Raw genomic sequence first — 18,186 nt, forward strand, 5'->3', positions numbered from 1 at the left:
AGTTTTAATTTTTTAAATAAGGAACTAAATAACGTAAATTTAAAAAATTCTAACGAGATTAAAAAAAATAAAGAAAAAAATTTAAAAAAAAATGATTTTAAAATAAAAAAAATGAGTCCAATTAGAAAATATATTTCTAGTAAATTGATGAATTCTAAGAAAAATACTGTTATGTTAACAACTTTTAATGAAGTTAATATGAAAAAAATTATTGATATAAAAAATAATTATAAAGATTTTATACTAAAAAATTATAATTTAAAATTAGGATTTACTTCTTTTCATATTAAAGCTGTTACTAAAGCATTAAAATCATTTAAAATAATCAATGCTTTTATTAAAGGAGAAAATATTATTTATAATAAAAATTATAATATTAATATTGCAATTGCAACAAAAAGAGGTTTAATAACTCCTATTATATATAATACTGATCAATTATCATTATTAAATATTGAAAAAAAAATAAAAGAACTAGTTAAAAAAAGTAATCACAATAAATTATCTCTAGAAAATTTAAAAAGTGGAACTTTTACTATTACAAATGGAGGTGTATTTGGATCTTTAATGTCTACTCCGATTATAAATCCACCACAAAGCGCTATTTTAGGAATGCATTCTATTAAAGAAAGGCCTGTTGTTATAGATCATAAAATATATATTATGCCTATGATGTATTTAGCATTATCATATAATCATTGTTTAATAGATGGTAAGGATGCTATCGGTTTCTTGATGTTAATAAAAAAATTTTTAGAAAATCCTATGTGTTTATTTTTATAAATTTTAATTTTTTAAAAAAATTTATGTAAATAAATATTTAGGTAAAATAATAAAAATAAATAACTAATAATATTCAAATTTAAGAAGGATTAATAATGTTAAATATTATTGACCTATCAAGATTACAATTTGCATTAACAGCAATGTATCATTTTTTATTTGTACCATTGACATTAGGATTATCTTTTTTAATAGCTATTATGGAAACAATATATTTTTTATCTAAAAAAAAAATATATAGAGATATGACTAAATTTTGGGGTAAATTATTTGGTATTAATTTTGCATTAGGAATAGTAACTGGGTTAACAATGGAATTTCAATTTGGAACAAATTGGGCATATTATTCACATTATGTTGGTGATGTTTTTGGGGCACCATTAGCTATTGAAGGTTTATTAGCATTTTTTTTAGAATCTACATTTGTTGGTTTATTTTTTTTAGGATGGGATCGTTTAAATAAATTACAACATTTACTTGTAACATGGTGTGTTGCAATAGGTTCTAATCTTTCTGCTCTTTGGATTTTAATTGCTAATGGATGGATGCAAAATCCAATTGCATCTTTTTTTAATTATCATAATATGCGTATGGAAATAAATAATTTTTGGAATTTAATTCTTAATTCTACAGCACAAGTTAAATTTGTACATACTATAACAGCTGGATATACAACAGGATCAATGTTTATTATTGGAATTAGTTCTTATTACCTTTTAAAAAAAAGAGATATTAAATTTGCAAAAAAATCTATTATTATTGCTTCTTGTTTTGGTTTGATTTCTATTTTATCTGTAATAATTTTAGGAGATGAATCAGGATATCAATTAGGTAATAAACAAAAAATCAAATTAGCAGCTATTGAAGCAGAATGGGATACACATAAACCTCCAGCATCATTTAATTTAATAGGAATTCCTAATCAAAAAAAACAATTAAATAAATATTCTATAAAAATACCTTATTTATTAGGTATAATAGCTACAAGATCTTTTTATTTACCTGTTTTAGGAATAAAAGATTTAATTAAAGAAAATGAATTAAAAATTAAGAATGGTTTAAAAGCTTTAATTGCTCTCGAAAAAATTAAAAATGGAAATTTACAAACAGATAATATAAAGATTTTTAATAAAAATAAAAAATTTTTAGGATATGGATTTTTAATTAAACAATATTATAAAAATATTAATAATGTAAGTTATATTCAAATTAAAAAAATAGCTAAAAAATCTATACCATTAGTAAGTCCTTTATTTTTTTCTTTTAGAATTATGGTGTTATCTAGTGTATTATTATTAATTGTATTAACACTAGTTTTTATATTTAGTATTATAAAAAATAATATTGAAAAAAAAAAATATCTACTAAAAATATGTTTATATTCAATTCCATTACCATGGATTGCATCTGAATCTGGGTGGTTTGTTGCTGAATATGGTAGGCAACCATGGGCCATTCAAGAAATATTACCAACATATATGGCTGGATCTTCATTACAATTAATAGAAGTATTATTTTCAATAATTATAATTTTTATTTTTTATACTATTTTATTAATGATAGAATTATTTTTAATATATAAAATATCTAGTATAGGACCTAGTATTTTAGGCACTGGTAAATATTTTTTTGAAAAAAAAATACAAAAAAATATTTTACATAAAAATATAAATTAGGTTATTTTAATGTTAAATCATAAAATTTTGTGTATAAGTTGGTCATTAATAATTAGTGTATTAATGACAGGTTCTCTAATTACTAATGGGATAGACATGGGAGTAGGTATTTTATTATTTATTGTTGGAAAAAATAATATTGAACGTAGAATTATAATAAATACTATTGCTCCTCATTGGGATGGAAATCAAGTATGGTTAATTACAACTGGGGCTGCTTTATTTGCAGCATGGCCTATTGTTTATGCAACTATATTTTCTTGTTTTTATATCCCAATAATATTATTATTAATATCTTTATTTTTACGTCCAGTAGGTTTTGAATATCGATCTAAGATTAAAAATAAAATATGGCAAAAAATATGTGATATCTTTATCTCAATAGGAAGTATAATACCTCCTTTTATTATTGGTATAGCATTAGGTAATATATTTAAAGGTGTTCCATTTTATAGGGACAGATATTATCATATTTTTTCTAAAGGAAATTTTTTAAATTTATTTGATTTATCAAGTATATTAATCAGTTTAACTATAATAATAGTTATTATTAATCATGGTGCATCTTATTTACAAATAAGAATTAAAGAAAATAGTATAAATTATCGATTAAATATAATTTTAAAATTATTTTCTATATTATTAATGATTTTTTTTATATTATCATTTATAAATATTACAATTTATACAAAAGGTTATAAAATTTATCCATTATTACATAATAATGTAAAAGAGTTTTTTATAGAAAATAGTAATGTTACTTATGAAAAGTATGCATGGATTAATAATTTTCAAAAAAATACATATTTATATATAATACCTTTATTAAATGTAATTTTTCCTTTATTAATGATATTATCATCTCTATTTAAAAAATTAATAATTACTTTTATTTTTTCAATATTAAATATTATTAGTATAGTTATAACTATAGGAATTATAATGTTCCCCTTTATTATTCCTTCAAGCATAAAATATATACAAAGTTTAACTATTTGGAATTCTACATCAAGTACATTAACATTAACAATAATGTTATATATAGTTATTATATTTATGCCTATTGTTTTAATGTATACTATTTGGTGTTATAAAAAAATGTTTTTTAAAATTGATAAAAAAGAAATAAAAAAAAAATCTAATTTTTATTATTAAATAATAATGGACATAATATGTGGTACTTAATATGGTTAATAGGAGTTTTATTTTCATGTATTTTAACTATTTTTATAACTTTAAATAAAGAAAATAAAAACGTATAAAAAATTTATTTGACATGTTTAATAAAATAAATATCAGACAAATAAAATAATAAAAAATTATTAAAAATAATTGACTAAAAATGGATTTTTTTTATATTTAAAATATAAAATTATTATTATATAATTAATAAAAAATGAACCATTTAAATCAATATAATGCAGATTCTATAGAAGTTTTAGAAGGTCTAGATCCTGTAAGACGTCGTCCAGGAATGTATACAGATCTTACTAGACCTAATCATTTAGCACAAGAAGTAATAGATAATAGTGTAGATGAAGCATTAGCGGGATATGCAAATAATATTTTTGTAACTTTATACAAAGATCAATCATTAGAAGTTATTGATGATGGTAGAGGTATGCCTATTGATATACATTCTCAAGAAGGTGTTCCTGCTATTGAACTTATTTTATGTCGTTTACATGCAGGAGGAAAATTTTCTAATAAAAATTATAATTTTTCTGGTGGTTTACATGGTGTTGGTATTTCTGTTGTAAATGCATTATCAAAAAGAATGGAAGTGAATATTTTTCGACAAAAAAAAATTTATACAATTATTTTTGAGAATGGATATAAAATTCAAAATCTTAAATTTTATAAAAATTTAAATCAACAAAAAACAGGAACAAAAATTAGATTTTGGCCAAATCGACGTTTTTTTGAACATCATACTTTTTTATCTACTCATTTAATAAATTTATTAAAAGCTAAAGCAGTTTTATGTTCAGGTTTAACTGTATATTTTAAAAATAAAAATAATAAAGATGATTATTGTTGGAATTATAAAAATGGTTTATTAGAATATTTAACTAGTTCAGTAAAAAATATTACTACTATACCTAGTATCCCTTTTACAGGTGTACATGTTAATAATGTTAAACAATTAAATTGGGCATTGTTTTGGATATCAGAAAATAATCATAATTTTATTACAGAAAGTTATGTTAATTTAATTCCCACCACTTCTGGTGGAACACATGTTAATGGATTACGTTTAGGTTTATTAGATGCAATACGTTATTTTTGTAATTTTCATAATATGTTACCTAGAAATATAAAATTATTAGGAGAAGATATTTGGGATAAATGTTCATATGTTTTATCTGTAAAAATTCAAGATCCTCAATTTACAGGACAAACAAAAGAACGTTTAGCTTCTAGACAATGTACTATTTTTGTAGCAAATATAGTAAGAGATGCTTTTATTATCTGGTTAAACCAAAATTTTAAAATAGGAACTTTTTTAATTAATATTTTTATAATAAATGCACAAAAACGTATTAGAGCTTCTAAAAAATTTATTAAAAAAAAAAATTATAATACAAGTTCAATATTACCAGGTAAATTATCAGATTGTATTTTTCATAATACAAAACAAACTGAACTTTTTTTAGTAGAAGGAGATTCAGCTGGAGGATCAGCAAAACAAGCACGAAATAAAAATTTTCAAGCTGTTATGCCATTAAAAGGAAAAATTTTAAATACTTGGGAAGTAAATTCTGAGGAAATTTTATCTTCACAAGAAATATATGATATTTCTTTAGCTATAGGTATTTATCCCAATAATGAAGATTTAAAAAAATTAAGATATAATAAAATTTGTATTTTATCTGATGCTGATTCAGATGGATTACATATTGCTACTTTATTATGTGCTTTATTTATAAAACATTTTTTACCGTTAGTAAAAAATGGACATATTTATGTAGCAATGCCTCCTTTATATCGTATAGATCTAAATAAGCAAATTTTTTATGCTTTAAATGAAAGTGAAAAAAAAAAAATATTAGAACAATGTAATTATAAAAATAATAAACAAAAAATAAATATACAAAGATTTAAAGGATTAGGTGAAATGAATCCAACTCAATTAAGAGAAACAACTTTTAATCCTACTAGTCGTAGATTAATTCAATTAGTTATTAATAATAATGAAAAGGAAATTAATAAAACATTTTCAATAATGGACATGTTATTAGCTAAAAAAAGAGCAGGAGATCGTCGTAAATGGTTGCAAAAAAAAGGTGATATAACAACAATGATAAATTTTTAAAAATTTTTTTTTTAAATTTATTTAATTAATTTTCATAAAAAAATTTATATATATTTAAATTTCAATATATATAATTATAAATTATAAATTATGATTTAAACGATACTTTATAATTTTTCATTTAAAATAAGGAATAATAACCATGTCAGATAAGTATCTATTATATTATAATGACGTGGATCCAATTGAAACAAATGATTGGGTACGATCAATAGATTCTGTTATAAAAGAAGAAGGTATTGAAAGAGCTAAATTTTTAGTAAAAACAATAATAACACACCTTAATAAAAATAATATTATATTAAATAATAATAGTCAAAATTATATTAATTCTTTTTCAAAAGAAGAAGAACTATTATATCCTGGAAATTTAATATTAGAAAAAAAAATTAGATCTTTTATTAGATGGAATGCAATAATGATTATTTTAAGAGCTTCTAAAAAAAAATTAGATTTAGGTGGCCATATTGCATCTTATCAATCTTCTTCACATATTTATGAAGTTTGTTTTAATCATATTTTTAAAGCATCTAATGATAGAGATCAAGGAGATATTATTTATTTTCAAGGACATATTTCACCAGGAATTTATGCTAGATCTTTTTTAGAAGGAAGACTAAATGTTGATCATTTAGATAATTTTCGTCAAGAAATATTTGGTAGGGGATTATCTTCTTATCCACATCCTAAACTTATGCCTAATTTTTGGCAATTTCCTACTGTATCTATGGGACTTGGACCAATATCTGCAATTTATCAGGCAAAATTTCTTAAATATTTAGAAAATAGAGGATTATATAAAAATAAAAATAGAAAAATTTTTGCATTTTTAGGAGATGGTGAAATGGATGAACCAGAATCAAAAGGAGTATTAAATATTGCTTCAAGAGAAAAATTAAATAATTTAATTTTTATTATAAATTGTAATTTACAAAGGTTAGATGGACCTGTATATGGTAATGGTAAAATTATTAATGAACTAGAGAATATTTTTAAAGGATCTGGATGGAAAGTTATAAAAGTTATATGGGGTAATAGTTGGGAAAATTTATTAATTAAAGATAAAACTGGAAAATTAATTGAATTAATCAATAGTACTTTAGATGGAGATTTTCAAAATTTTAATTCTAAAAATGGATCTTATATTAGAAAAAATTTTTTTGGAAAATTTCCAGAAACATTAGATCTAGTTAAAAATCTTACTGATCAAGATATAGAAAAGTTAAAGTATGGTGGTCATGACCCAAAAAAAATTTATACAGCATTTAAAAAAGCATATCGTATCCTTGATAAACCAATAGTTATATTATTTCATACAATTAAAGGATTTGGTTTAGGAGAAATAGCTGAAGGTAAAAATATTGCTCATCAGATTAAAAAAATCGATATTAATGCAATAAAATATATACGTAATAATTTAAATATTCCTATAAATGATAAAGATTTATATAAGTTACCTTATATTACTTTTACTAAAAATTCATTGGAATATAATTATTTACATAATCAACGTAAAAAATTAGGGGGATATATCCCATATAGGAGAATTAATTTTACAGAAAAATTAATATTACCTAATTTAAATGATTTTCAAATTTTATTAAAACAACAAAATAAAATATCTACAACAATTGCATTTTTACGTATATTAAATATCTTATTAAGAAAAAAAAATATTAGTAATAGGATAGTTCCTATTGTTTCTGATGAAGCACGTACATTTGGTATAGAAGGATTATTTAGACAAATAGGAATATACAATTCAAATGGACTACAATATACCCCACAAGATAAATCATTATTTACATATTATAAAGAAGATATAAAAGGACAAATTATACAAGAAGGAATAAATGAGTCTGGAGCTTTTGCATCATGGTTAGCTGCTGCAACTTCTTATTCAACTAATAATTTTCCAATGATACCATTTTATATTTATTATTCTATGTTTGGTTTTCAAAGAATTGGAGATTTTTGTTGGGCTGCTGGAGATCAACAAGCTAGAGGTTTTTTAATTGGAGCAACTTCTGGACGTACTACTTTAAATGGTGAAGGATTGCAACATGAAGATGGACATAGTCATATTTATTCTTTAACAATTCCTAATTGTATATCATATGATCCTACTTATGCTTATGAATTAGCTGTTATTATTAATAATGGTATACAACGAATGTATGGAAAAAAACAAGAAAATATTTATTATTATATTACTACTATGAATGAAATTTACGATATGCCATCTATGAATTTAATAAATGAATATGGTATTTGTAAAGGTGTATATAAACTTACTACTATAAATAGCAATCAAAATAAAATTACCGTTCAATTATTAGGTTCGGGAGCAATATTACGTAATATGCTTAAAGCAGCAAATATTTTATATCAAGAATATAATATTAATTCAGATATTTTTAGTGTTACTTCTTTTACCGAAGTTGCTCGAGAAGGACAAGATTGTGATCATTGGAATTTATTACATCCTTCTGAAAAAAATCGCATTCCATATATTACAAGTATAATGAAAAATTATCCAACAGTAGCTGCTACAGATTACATAAAAACTTTTGCAGAACAAATTCGTAAATATATACCAACAAATCATTATTTAGTATTAGGAACAGATGGTTTTGGTCGTTCTGACAGTAGAAAAAACTTACGTGATTTTTTTGAAATTGATGAAAAATACATAGTGTTAGCTATATTAAATATATTATTTGATTTAAAATTTATTAATTTAAAATTAATTTTAAGTTTTATTAAAAAAAATAAAATTAACACAAATAAACATAATCCGAGAAATTCCTAAAAGGTAAACATGTATACAAAAATAATATTTCCTGATACAGGAATTGAAAAAATGAAAGTAACTGATATTTTAGTTAAAGAAGGAGATTTTATTAAAAAAGAACAATCTATTATTACAGTAGAAAGTGACAAAACTTCTATTGAAATACCTTCTAATTATGAGGGTATAATTAAAAAAATTATAATTTCTATAGGAGATATAATTCATAAAGGAGATATAATTTTAGAATTATCAAATAATCAAATTTCTGATTTTCTTAAAAAGGAAGAAAAAATATTAAATGAGAAAAAGATAAAATTAATTATTCCTGATATTGGTATAAAAAAAATGAAAATTTTTGCTATTTTAGTAAAAAAAAATGATTTTTTTAAAAAAAATCAGACTTTAATTATTATTAAAAATGATATAAATAAATTTGAGATAGCTTCTACATGTTCAGGAATTGTTAATAAAATTAATGTTAAAATTAATGATTATATATATAAAAATGATATATTTATGTATATTAATTCTTATATAAAAGAGGGGAAAAAAAGCATAATAAAAACATTTATTAAAAAAAATTTTTTTAAAAATGATACACAAATGTATATACATGCTTCTCCTTTTATAAGGAAAATGATAAGAAAATTTGATATTGATTTAAAAAAAATTAAACCAAGTGGATTAAAAAATAGAATAGTTAAAGAAGATATTTTAAAATACATTAAAGATAAAAATACAATAAAAAATTACGATATTCAAAATTCTCTTTTTATTTATAAAAAATTTGGTAATTGTGAAAAAATTAATTTAAATAATATACAAAAAATTTCTAGTAAAAATTTATCTAATTATTGGAAAAATATTCCTCATGTTACACAACATATAGAAACTGATATTACTAATCTAGAAAAATTTAGAATTAAAAAAAATAGAGAATTCGATCAAAAACAAAAAAATATTAAATTAACTTTATTAAGTTTTATGATTAAAATTTGTGCATTAGCATTAAAAAAATATCCTAATTTTAATTCTTCTTTATCAAAAGATAATCATGCTTTAATAATAAAAAAATATTTTAATATTGGTATAGCTATTAATACAAAACAAGGATTATTTGTTCCAGTAATTTTTGATGTTTTAAATAAAAATATTAAAGATTTATCTCAAATAATAGTTAATCTTTCTTATGAAGCAAAAAATAATAAACTTCATCCAAATAATATGCAAGGAGGATGTTTTACTATATCTAATCTTGGTCAGTTTAAAGGAAATTTTTTTACACCTATAATTAATTTTCCAGAAGTAGCAATTTTAGGAATTTCGCAAGCTAGTATAAAACCAATATGGAAAGAAAATAAATTTTTACCAAAACTTATGTTACCATTATCTTTGTCATATGATCATCGTGTAATTAATGGGGTGGAAGGTATTAATTTTTTAAATTACATTTGTTATTTAGCATCTGATATTAGAAATATATTAATATAATTTTTTTTTAAAAAAATATATATAATAAAAAATTATTAATAATAGAGATTAAATATGAATAATACAATAAAAACTGAAGTGGTTGTAATTGGTGGAGGTCCTGCAGGATATGCAGCCGCCTTTCGTTGTAGTGATCTAGGATTAAAAACTATAATAGTAGAAAATTATAAAAAATTAGGTGGAGTTTGTTTAAATGTAGGTTGTATCCCATCTAAAACATTATTAAATATAGCTAAAATCATAAAAGAACATAAATTTTTTTTAAAAAAAGGAGTATTTAATAATAATATTGAAATAAATTTAAATAATATTATTAATTGGAAACAAGATGTAGTTAATAAATTAACTAATGGATTAAATTTTTTAGCAAAAAAACGTAATATTGATATTATTCATGGCATGGGTTTTTTAGAAACAGAAAATTGTTTAAATGTTATTAATCAAAATAATTTGAAAATTTTATTTAAAAATGCAATAATAGCTACTGGATCTCAACCTATAATTTTACCAAATCTTCCTTATAAAGATGAAAGAATTTGGAATTCTACAGATGCATTAAATTTAAAACAAATTCCTAAAAAAATGATGATTATAGGAAGTGGAATTATTGGTTTAGAAATGGCAACAATTTATCAATCTTTTGGTACTAAAATAGATATAATAGAAATTTCAAATACTTTTTTATCAGAAGTGGATGATGATATCATTGATATTTATAAAAAAAATATAAAAAATAAATTTAATTTTATATTTGGAACTGAGATAATATCAGTAGATGCTAATAAAAATTTATTACAAGTACAAATGACTAATGATAATCATAAATCTGTCTTTTCAAAAGAATATGATGTAATTCTTGTTGCAATTGGTAGAAAACCAAATTCTGATTTTATAAATAAAAAATTTAATAAAATTTTTATTAATAATTCTGGATTTATTAATGTAGATAATCAGATGAGAACTAATATTTCTAATATATATGCAGTAGGAGATGTTGTCGGTTATCCTATGTTAGCTCATAAAGGAATACATGAAGGACATTTAGCTGCAGAAGTAATTTCAGGTAAAAAACATTATTTTGTACCTAAAATAATTCCATCTATTGCTTATACTCATCCAGAAATAGCTTGGATAGGAATAACAGAAAAAAGTGCAATAAAAAATAATTTAAATTATAAAAGTTCTATTTTTTCTTGGAAAGCATTAGGAAGAGCAGTATCTTCTAATGCAGAAAATGGTTTAACAAAATTAATTATAGAAAAGGATTCTAATAGAATTATAGGAGGAAGTATTGTGGGACATAATGCAGGAGAACTATTAGGAGAAATAAGTTTAGCAATTGAAATGGGATGTGATATAGAAGATATCTCATTAACAATACATGCACATCCTACTTTTTATGAATCTATTGGTATAGCAGCAGAAATATACACAGGAACAGCAACAGATATTATAAATACGAAAAATTTTTAATAAATTAAAAATTTAATTTTATATTAAAAAAAATATTATTTTATTAATAAAAAATGATCAATATCAAATATTATTAATTAATCTATAATTATAATATAATTATATTAATTAATATAAATTATATATGTATAATTTTAAAAAACAAAATTATATTTTAAATCAGATAAAAACTCCATTTTTTAATACAAAAAAATATTTTGTTATAGAATATATAAAATCTTTTAATAAAAAAAATGATATTTCATATGCTATAAATAATGCAATTAATGATTGTAATAATAATGGAGGGGGAATTGTTGTTATTCCTAATGGAGAATTTTATACAGGTCCAATAATTTTAAAAAGTAATGTAAATTTACATTTACAAGATAACACGATATTAAAATTTTATACTGATCCTAATAAATATTATAATGTATTTACTAGATGGGAAGGAACCGAATGTATTAACTATATTTCATTAATTTATTCTTATAATCAAAAAAATATTGCTATAACAGGTAAAGGTATATTAGATGGACAAGCTAATTTTTATAATTGGTGGTCTTGGAAAAATGATGTTAATGGTAATCATTTACAAAATAATGATGTTAAAATTTTAAAAGATATGAATAAAAATAATATTCCTATTAAAGATAGGATTTTTGGTATTAATCATTTTCTTAGACCAAATTTTATTCAATTATATTTATGTAAAAATATTTTTATTTCAGATATTCATATTGTTAATTCTCCTATGTGGGAAATACATCCGGTACTAAGTCAAAATATTATTATTCAAAATATTAAAATTAATAGTTTAGGCCCTAATAATGATGGATGTAATCCTGAATCTTGTAATAATGTTTTAATCAAAAATAATATTTTCTCTACAGGAGATGATTGTATAGCAATAAAATCAGGGACAAATAACGATGGAAGGAAAATTAATATTTCTTCTAAAAATATTATAATAAAAAAATGTAAAATGTATAATGGTCATGGTGCTATTACATTAGGTAGTGAATGTTCAGGTGGAATAAAAAATATTTTTATAGAAAATTGTACTATTAATAATACAATACAATCTTTTTTTAAAATTAAAAATAATGCAGAACGAGGAGGAATTATAAATAATATTTATATTAAAAATATAAATAGTAAATTTATTCAGAATTATTTTTTAAATATAGATTATTTATATGACGAAAAAGATAAGGGTAACTTCATACCTATTGTAAAAAATATTTTTATTTCTGATATAAATATAGAACATTGTTTACAAGTATTTAATATTAATACCTTTAAAAAATCTATTGTAGATAACATTTTTTTAAAGGATTGTATTTTTAAAGGGTTAAAAAACCCAGAAAAGATTTTAATTTATAATAAATACAATATTAGTATTTTTAATACTAAATTTATTTCTTAAATATAATTATTAAATTAAAAAAATATTTTTTATAATTTGATAATATATTTTATATAAAATATATAAATCATTAACATGAACATGTTCATTTATTTTATGAATAGTTGAGTTATTTAAACCTAATTCAATAATTTGTGCACCTGTTTTTATAATAAAACGACCATCAGAAGTACCTCCATTATTAATTAATGTTGGATTAAAATTATTAATAGAATAAATACTTTTTTTAACTATATTTATTAAATTTTTTTTTTCATTTATATGATATTTATTACTTAAGAAAGGTTTTCCAGATAATTCCCATGTTATTTTAAATTTTAAAAAATATTTTTTAAGCATAAAATTTAATTTTTTTAAAATAATTTGATGATTTATTTCATTATTAAAACGAAAATTTATATAAATTATAATATTTCCTGGAATTATATTATTATTTTCTATATTAGAATGAATTTTTGTAATTTGCATACTAGTTTCAGGAAAAAAACTATTATTTTTACTCCATTTCTTTAAAATTAATTCATTTAATAATGGTATTACCATATGAATAGGATTTTTAGCTAAATTATGATATGCTACATGTCCTTGTATACCTATAATTTTTAATTGAATATTTAAAGATCCTCTTCTCCCATTTTTAATATTATCTCCAATAATTTTATTACTTGTAGGTTCTCCTATAATACAAAAATCTATTTTTTCTTTATTTTCTAATAATTTTTGAATAATTTTTATAGTTCCATTTTTTGCATTACTTTCTTCATCTGAAGTAATAATAAACGCTATACGACCATGATAATTAGGATAATTTAAAATAAATTTTTTAGCCGCAAAAATCATTGCAGCTAAAGCACCTTTCATATCACATACCCCTCTACCATATAAAATATTATTATTTATAATAGGTTTAAAAGGATTAAATTTCCATTTTATTATTTCTCCAGGAGGAACAACATCCGTATGACCAGCAAAAACTAAAGTATTATATATATTTTTATGTTTAAAATTATGAATAGCCCAAAAATTATTTGTATCATGAATATTAATATGATTAATACTAAATTTTAATTTTTTAAGTATTTTAATTAAAATACTTTGGCATCCTGCATCAAAAGGACTAATAGAAGGACGTTTAATAAGTTTTTTAGTTAAATTAATTATTTTTTGTAACATAAAATTATACTTTTTATTAAATAAAATATTTTTTTATTAAAATGGTTTATTTTGCAAAACTAATAATAGTACTTCTTCAATATTTTTCACTGTTAAAATTTTTAAATCTGTAATAATATTTTTAGGTATATCTTCTAAATTTCTTTTATTTTGTTCTGGAATGAGAACAATATTAATTCCTCCTCTATGAGCTGCTAATAATTTTTCTTTTAATCCTCCAATAGCTAATATTTGTCCTCTTAAAGTAATTTCTCCAGTCATAGCAACATTGGCTTTTACAGGATTATTAGTTAAACTAGAAACTAAAGCAGTACATATAGATATCCCGGCACTAGGTCCATCTTTTGGAGTTGCTCCTTCTAAAGCATGAACATGAATATCTATGTTTTTATAAAATTTAGTATTAATGTTTAATTTTTTTGTTCTTGCTTTCACTACAGTTAAGGCAGTTTGTATAGATTCTTGCATTATTTCTCCTAAAGATCCTGTATATATTAATTTTCCTTTACCAGGTATACATACAGTTTCAATAGTTAATAACTCTCCTCCTACTTCTGTCCATGCTAATCCAGTAACTTGACCTATTAGATTTTCATTTTCTGCTTTACCATAATCAAATTTTTGAACACCTAAATAATTTTTTAAATTTATATTATCTATTTCAATAGATTTAATATTTTTTTCTATTAAAATAGCTTTTACTGTTTTTCTACATAATGTAGATAATTCTCTTTCTAAACCTCTAACACCTGATTCTCTAGTATAATATCTAATTATATCAATAATTGTTTTATCATAAATAACTAACTCTTTTTTTTTTAAAGCATTACGATTAATTTGTTTAGGTAATAAATATTTTTTTGCTATATTTAATTTTTCATCTTCTGTATAACCAGAAATTTTAATAACTTCCATTCTATCTAAAAGAGGGAGAGGTATATGTACAGAAGAATTTGAAGTTGCAACAAACATAACAGATGATAAATCATAATCTATTTCAAGATAATGGTCATTAAATGCAATATTTTGTTCTGGATCTAATACTTCTAATAATGCTGATGCTGGATCTCCTCTCATATCATATGATATTTTATCTATTTCATCTAATAATAACAATGGGTTTTTTACACCTGATTTAACTATTTTTTGTATAATTTTACCAGGCATAGAACCAATATATGTTCGACGATGTCCTCTTATTTCTCCTTCATCTCTAATTCCTCCTAATGCTATTTTGATAAATTTTCGTCCTGTAGCTCTAGCTATAGATTTTCCTAATGAAGTTTTTCCTACACCTGGAGGGCCTACTAAACATAAAATAGGGCCTCTAATTTTATTAGATCTATTTTGAACTGCTAAATATTCTAAAATATGTTCTTTTACAGATTCTAACCCATAATGATCTTGATCTAATATTTTTTTTGCTTTACATAAATTTTTTTTTAATCTACTTTTTAAATTCCATGGAATTTGCATTATCCAATCTATATATCCTCTTATAACTGTTGCTTCTGCTGATATAGGAGACATCATTTTTAATTTTTTTAACTCAGAAAATATTTTTTCTTTTACTTCTTTTGGCATTTTTGCTGATTCTGTTTTTTTTTTTAATACTTCATTTTCATCAAAATGATCATCTATTTCTCCTAATTCTTTTTGAATAGCTTTCATCTGTTCATTTAAATAATATTCTCTTTGACTTTTTTCCATTTGTTTTTTAATTCTATTACGAATTTTTTTTTCTACCTGTAGTAAATCAATTTCAGATTCCATTATAGTCATTAAATGTTCTAATCTTTTGTTAACATTAGACATTTCTAATATTAATTGTTTATTAGATAATTTTAAAGGCATATGAGCAGCAATAGTATCAGCTAATTTAGCTGCATCTTTAATATTATTTAAAGAGTTTAAAACTTCTGGAGGAATTTTTTTATTTAATTTAATATAATTTTCAAATTGATTAATTGCTATTTTTACTAATATTTTTTGCTCTTTAACTTCTAAAACTGGAGAAGATAAATATTTTATTTTTGCTGTAAAATAATTTTCATTATCTGATAATGTTATTATTTTTGCTCTATTTAAACCTTCTACTAAAATTTTCACAGTACCATCTGGTAATTTTAACATTTGTAGTATAGATGTAATTGTACCTACATTAAATAAATCATTAATATTAGGATTATCATTAAGAGCTTCCTTTTGTGCTACTAACATAATTTTTTTATCGTTATTCATGGCAGCTTCTAAACAACGAATAGATTTTTTTCTTCCAATAAATAAAGGAATTACCATATGAGGATATACAACTACATCTCGTAATGGTAAAACTGAAATTGTAATATGTTCTGAATCCTTAGAATTCATAAATTTCTCTCTTTAGTATTATGAAACATTTAAAATATATGATTTATATGTAAAAAAATTAATTATTATTTTATAATAATTAATTTTTTTTATATTCAATAACAGGATTAGATAAGTCATTAATAACTTTTTTATCAATTTTTATTTTATAAATATTTTTCATTGAAGGTGTATTATACATTATATTTAATAATGATTTTTCTAAAATAGATTTTAATCCTCTAGCTCCGATATTTAACGTTATTGCTTTTTTTGCTATTGCTTCTATAGCATCATTATTAAACTCTAATTTAATATTTTCATATTTAAACAGAATTTGATACTGTTTAATAAGAGAATTTTTAGGTTTTAACAAAATTTTTATTAGTTGTTTTTTATTTAATTCTTTTAATGATGTTATAATTGGTAAACGTCCTATAAATTCAGGTATTAATCCAAATTTTATTAAATCTTTAGGTAATACTTTTTTTAAAATATCATATTTGTGTAAAAATTTATTCTTATTATTATTTACTTTTGAATGGAATCCTATATTACTAGAACAATTAAGTCTATTTAAAATTATATTTTCTAAACCATAAAAAGATCCCGCACAAATAAATAAAATATTTTTAGTATTTATTTGAATAAATTCCTGCTGGGGATGTTTTCGACCTCCTTGTGGAGGAATAGATGCTATTGTACCTTCAATTAATTTTAATAAAGCTTGTTGTACTCCTTCCCCAGAAACATCTCTGGTTATAGACATATTTTCTGATTTACGTGCAATTTTATCAATCTCATCGATATATATTATCCCATGTTGTGTTTTTTCTATATTATAATTAGCATTTTGTAATAATTTCTGAATAATATTTTCAACATCTTCCCCTACATAACCAGCTTCAGTTAAAGTAGTTGCATCTGTAATAACAAATGGTACGTTAAGCAAACGTGCTAACGTTTCTGCTAATAATGTTTTACCACATCCAGAAGGACCTAATAAAAGAATATTACTTTTTTCTAATATAGAATTATTTTTTATATAAAAATTTAATTTTTTATAATGATTATATACTGATACTGCAAGTATTTTTTTAGCATTAGTTTGACTAATAATATAATTATTTAAATAATTAAAAATTTTATGTGGTGTTAATTCATTTATTTTTGAATTATTAAAAAAATTTTTAAATGTATATTGATTTTTTTCTTGCAAAATATTAAAACATAATATAATACATTTATCACAAATAAATATAGAATTATTTCCTGATATAAGTTTATCAACTTTATTTTGATATTTTTTGCAGAAAGAACAACGTAAAATTATATTAGAATTCTCCTTATTATTTGTCATTACAAACCTCATTCTTATTTATGATAAATAAAATAAAAAATTTTATAATTTTGAATTTATATATAACTTGTAAGTTAAAATAAATATTATTTTTTATTACAAATAATATTATCTACTAAACCATATTCGATTGCTTCCTGGGCTGATAAAAATTTATCTCTATTTGTATCTTTTTCAATAGTTTCAATAGATTTTCCTGTATGTAATGACATAAGCTTATTTATATAATTTTTAATTCTTAAAATTTCTTTAGTTTGAATTTCAATATCTGTTACCTGTCCTTGATAATTTCCTATAGGTTGATGTATCATTATTCTGGAATGAGGCAAACAAAATCTTTTATTTTTTTTACCAGAAGAT

At 21.5% G+C, this 18,186-nt stretch carries 13 protein-coding genes; 9 read left to right on the forward strand and 4 right to left on the reverse strand.

Annotated features, from left to right (window positions below; translation table 11 throughout):
* From GJT96_RS02370 to GJT96_RS01040, 9 genes are all read left to right on the forward strand, one after another.
* The coding region (locus GJT96_RS02370) for a 2-oxo acid dehydrogenase subunit E2 (RefSeq protein WP_247646096.1) at nt 1-783 on the forward strand (783 nt) is incomplete at its 5' end.
* 95 nt (nt 784-878) lie between these two features.
* Nucleotides 879-2,459: a cytochrome ubiquinol oxidase subunit I gene (locus tag GJT96_RS01005; RefSeq protein ID WP_169780381.1), complete on the forward strand. Its 1,581-nt coding sequence runs from the start codon at nt 879-881 to the stop codon at nt 2,457-2,459.
* Nucleotides 2,460-2,468: 9 nt separating this feature from the next.
* Entirely contained in the window at nt 2,469-3,614 is a 1,146-nt protein-coding gene (cydB, locus tag GJT96_RS01010) for a cytochrome d ubiquinol oxidase subunit II (protein WP_169780382.1), read from the forward strand.
* 17 nt (nt 3,615-3,631) lie between these two features.
* The gene (locus GJT96_RS02495; RefSeq protein WP_169780383.1) at nt 3,632-3,721 is read left to right on the forward strand and encodes a cytochrome bd oxidase small subunit, CydX/CbdX family; all 90 of its coding nucleotides are present in this window, start codon (nt 3,632-3,634) and stop codon (nt 3,719-3,721) included.
* A gap of 134 nt (nt 3,722-3,855) precedes the next feature.
* Nucleotides 3,856-5,775: a DNA topoisomerase IV subunit B gene (gene parE, locus GJT96_RS01020; RefSeq protein ID WP_169780384.1), complete on the forward strand. Its 1,920-nt coding sequence runs from the start codon at nt 3,856-3,858 to the stop codon at nt 5,773-5,775.
* A 142-nt stretch (nt 5,776-5,917) separates the two neighbouring features.
* Nucleotides 5,918-8,587 (forward strand): pyruvate dehydrogenase (acetyl-transferring), homodimeric type, encoded by a 2,670-nt coding sequence (aceE, locus tag GJT96_RS01025; protein WP_169780385.1) that lies wholly within the window; start codon nt 5,918-5,920, stop codon nt 8,585-8,587.
* A gap of 9 nt (nt 8,588-8,596) precedes the next feature.
* Complete coding sequence (locus GJT96_RS01030; RefSeq protein ID WP_169780386.1) at nt 8,597-10,060, forward strand: 2-oxo acid dehydrogenase subunit E2; 1,464 nt, start codon at nt 8,597-8,599, stop codon at nt 10,058-10,060.
* Nucleotides 10,061-10,114: 54 nt separating this feature from the next.
* Nucleotides 10,115-11,533 (forward strand): dihydrolipoyl dehydrogenase, encoded by a 1,419-nt coding sequence (lpdA, locus tag GJT96_RS01035; protein ID WP_169780387.1) that lies wholly within the window; start codon nt 10,115-10,117, stop codon nt 11,531-11,533.
* Between the two features lie 124 nt (nt 11,534-11,657).
* Complete coding sequence (locus GJT96_RS01040; RefSeq protein WP_169780388.1) at nt 11,658-12,944, forward strand: glycoside hydrolase family 28 protein; 1,287 nt, start codon at nt 11,658-11,660, stop codon at nt 12,942-12,944.
* 9 nt (nt 12,945-12,953) lie between these two features.
* Here GJT96_RS01040 and dapE read toward each other — a convergent pair whose 3' ends face one another.
* The 4 genes from dapE to GJT96_RS01060 all read right to left on the reverse strand — a co-directional run.
* Nucleotides 12,954-14,117 carry a succinyl-diaminopimelate desuccinylase gene (gene dapE / locus GJT96_RS01045; protein ID WP_169780389.1) on the reverse strand — a complete coding sequence of 388 codons (1,164 nt, stop codon included), beginning with the start codon at nt 14,115-14,117 and terminating at the stop codon, nt 12,954-12,956.
* 36 nt (nt 14,118-14,153) lie between these two features.
* On the reverse strand, nt 14,154-16,487 hold the full coding sequence (gene lon / locus GJT96_RS01050) for an endopeptidase La (RefSeq protein WP_169780390.1): 2,334 nt from the start codon (nt 16,485-16,487) through the stop codon (nt 14,154-14,156).
* Between the two features lie 79 nt (nt 16,488-16,566).
* Nucleotides 16,567-17,826, reverse strand: a complete 1,260-nt coding sequence (gene clpX / locus GJT96_RS01055; RefSeq protein WP_169780391.1) for an ATP-dependent Clp protease ATP-binding subunit ClpX — start codon at nt 17,824-17,826, stop codon at nt 16,567-16,569.
* An 86-nt stretch (nt 17,827-17,912) separates the two neighbouring features.
* A partial coding sequence (locus GJT96_RS01060) for an ATP-dependent Clp protease proteolytic subunit (RefSeq protein WP_211080509.1) occupies nt 17,913-18,186 on the reverse strand: 274 nt, incomplete at its 5' end.

It is taken from the genome of Enterobacteriaceae endosymbiont of Donacia piscatrix (assembly GCF_012569525.1).
GTDB lineage: Bacteria > Pseudomonadota > Gammaproteobacteria > Enterobacterales > Enterobacteriaceae.

Bases quoted from the DNA above. Each gene is read 5' to 3' on its own strand.
- lon (WP_169780390.1), bottom strand. From the start codon at position 16,487: ATGAATTCTAAGGATTCAGAACATATTACAATTTCAGTTTTACCATTA.
- cydB (WP_169780382.1), top strand. From the start codon at position 2,469: ATGTTAAATCATAAAATTTTGTGTATAAGTTGGTCATTAATAATTAGT.
- parE (WP_169780384.1), top strand. From the start codon at position 3,856: ATGAACCATTTAAATCAATATAATGCAGATTCTATAGAAGTTTTAGAA.
- GJT96_RS01030 (WP_169780386.1), top strand. From the start codon at position 8,597: ATGTATACAAAAATAATATTTCCTGATACAGGAATTGAAAAAATGAAA.
- GJT96_RS02495 (WP_169780383.1), top strand. From the start codon at position 3,632: ATGTGGTACTTAATATGGTTAATAGGAGTTTTATTTTCATGTATTTTA.
- lpdA (WP_169780387.1), top strand. From the start codon at position 10,115: ATGAATAATACAATAAAAACTGAAGTGGTTGTAATTGGTGGAGGTCCT.
- GJT96_RS01005 (WP_169780381.1), top strand. From the start codon at position 879: ATGTTAAATATTATTGACCTATCAAGATTACAATTTGCATTAACAGCA.
- GJT96_RS01040 (WP_169780388.1), top strand. From the start codon at position 11,658: ATGTATAATTTTAAAAAACAAAATTATATTTTAAATCAGATAAAAACT.
- clpX (WP_169780391.1), bottom strand. From the start codon at position 17,826: ATGACAAATAATAAGGAGAATTCTAATATAATTTTACGTTGTTCTTTC.
- dapE (WP_169780389.1), bottom strand. From the start codon at position 14,117: ATGTTACAAAAAATAATTAATTTAACTAAAAAACTTATTAAACGTCCT.
- aceE (WP_169780385.1), top strand. From the start codon at position 5,918: ATGTCAGATAAGTATCTATTATATTATAATGACGTGGATCCAATTGAA.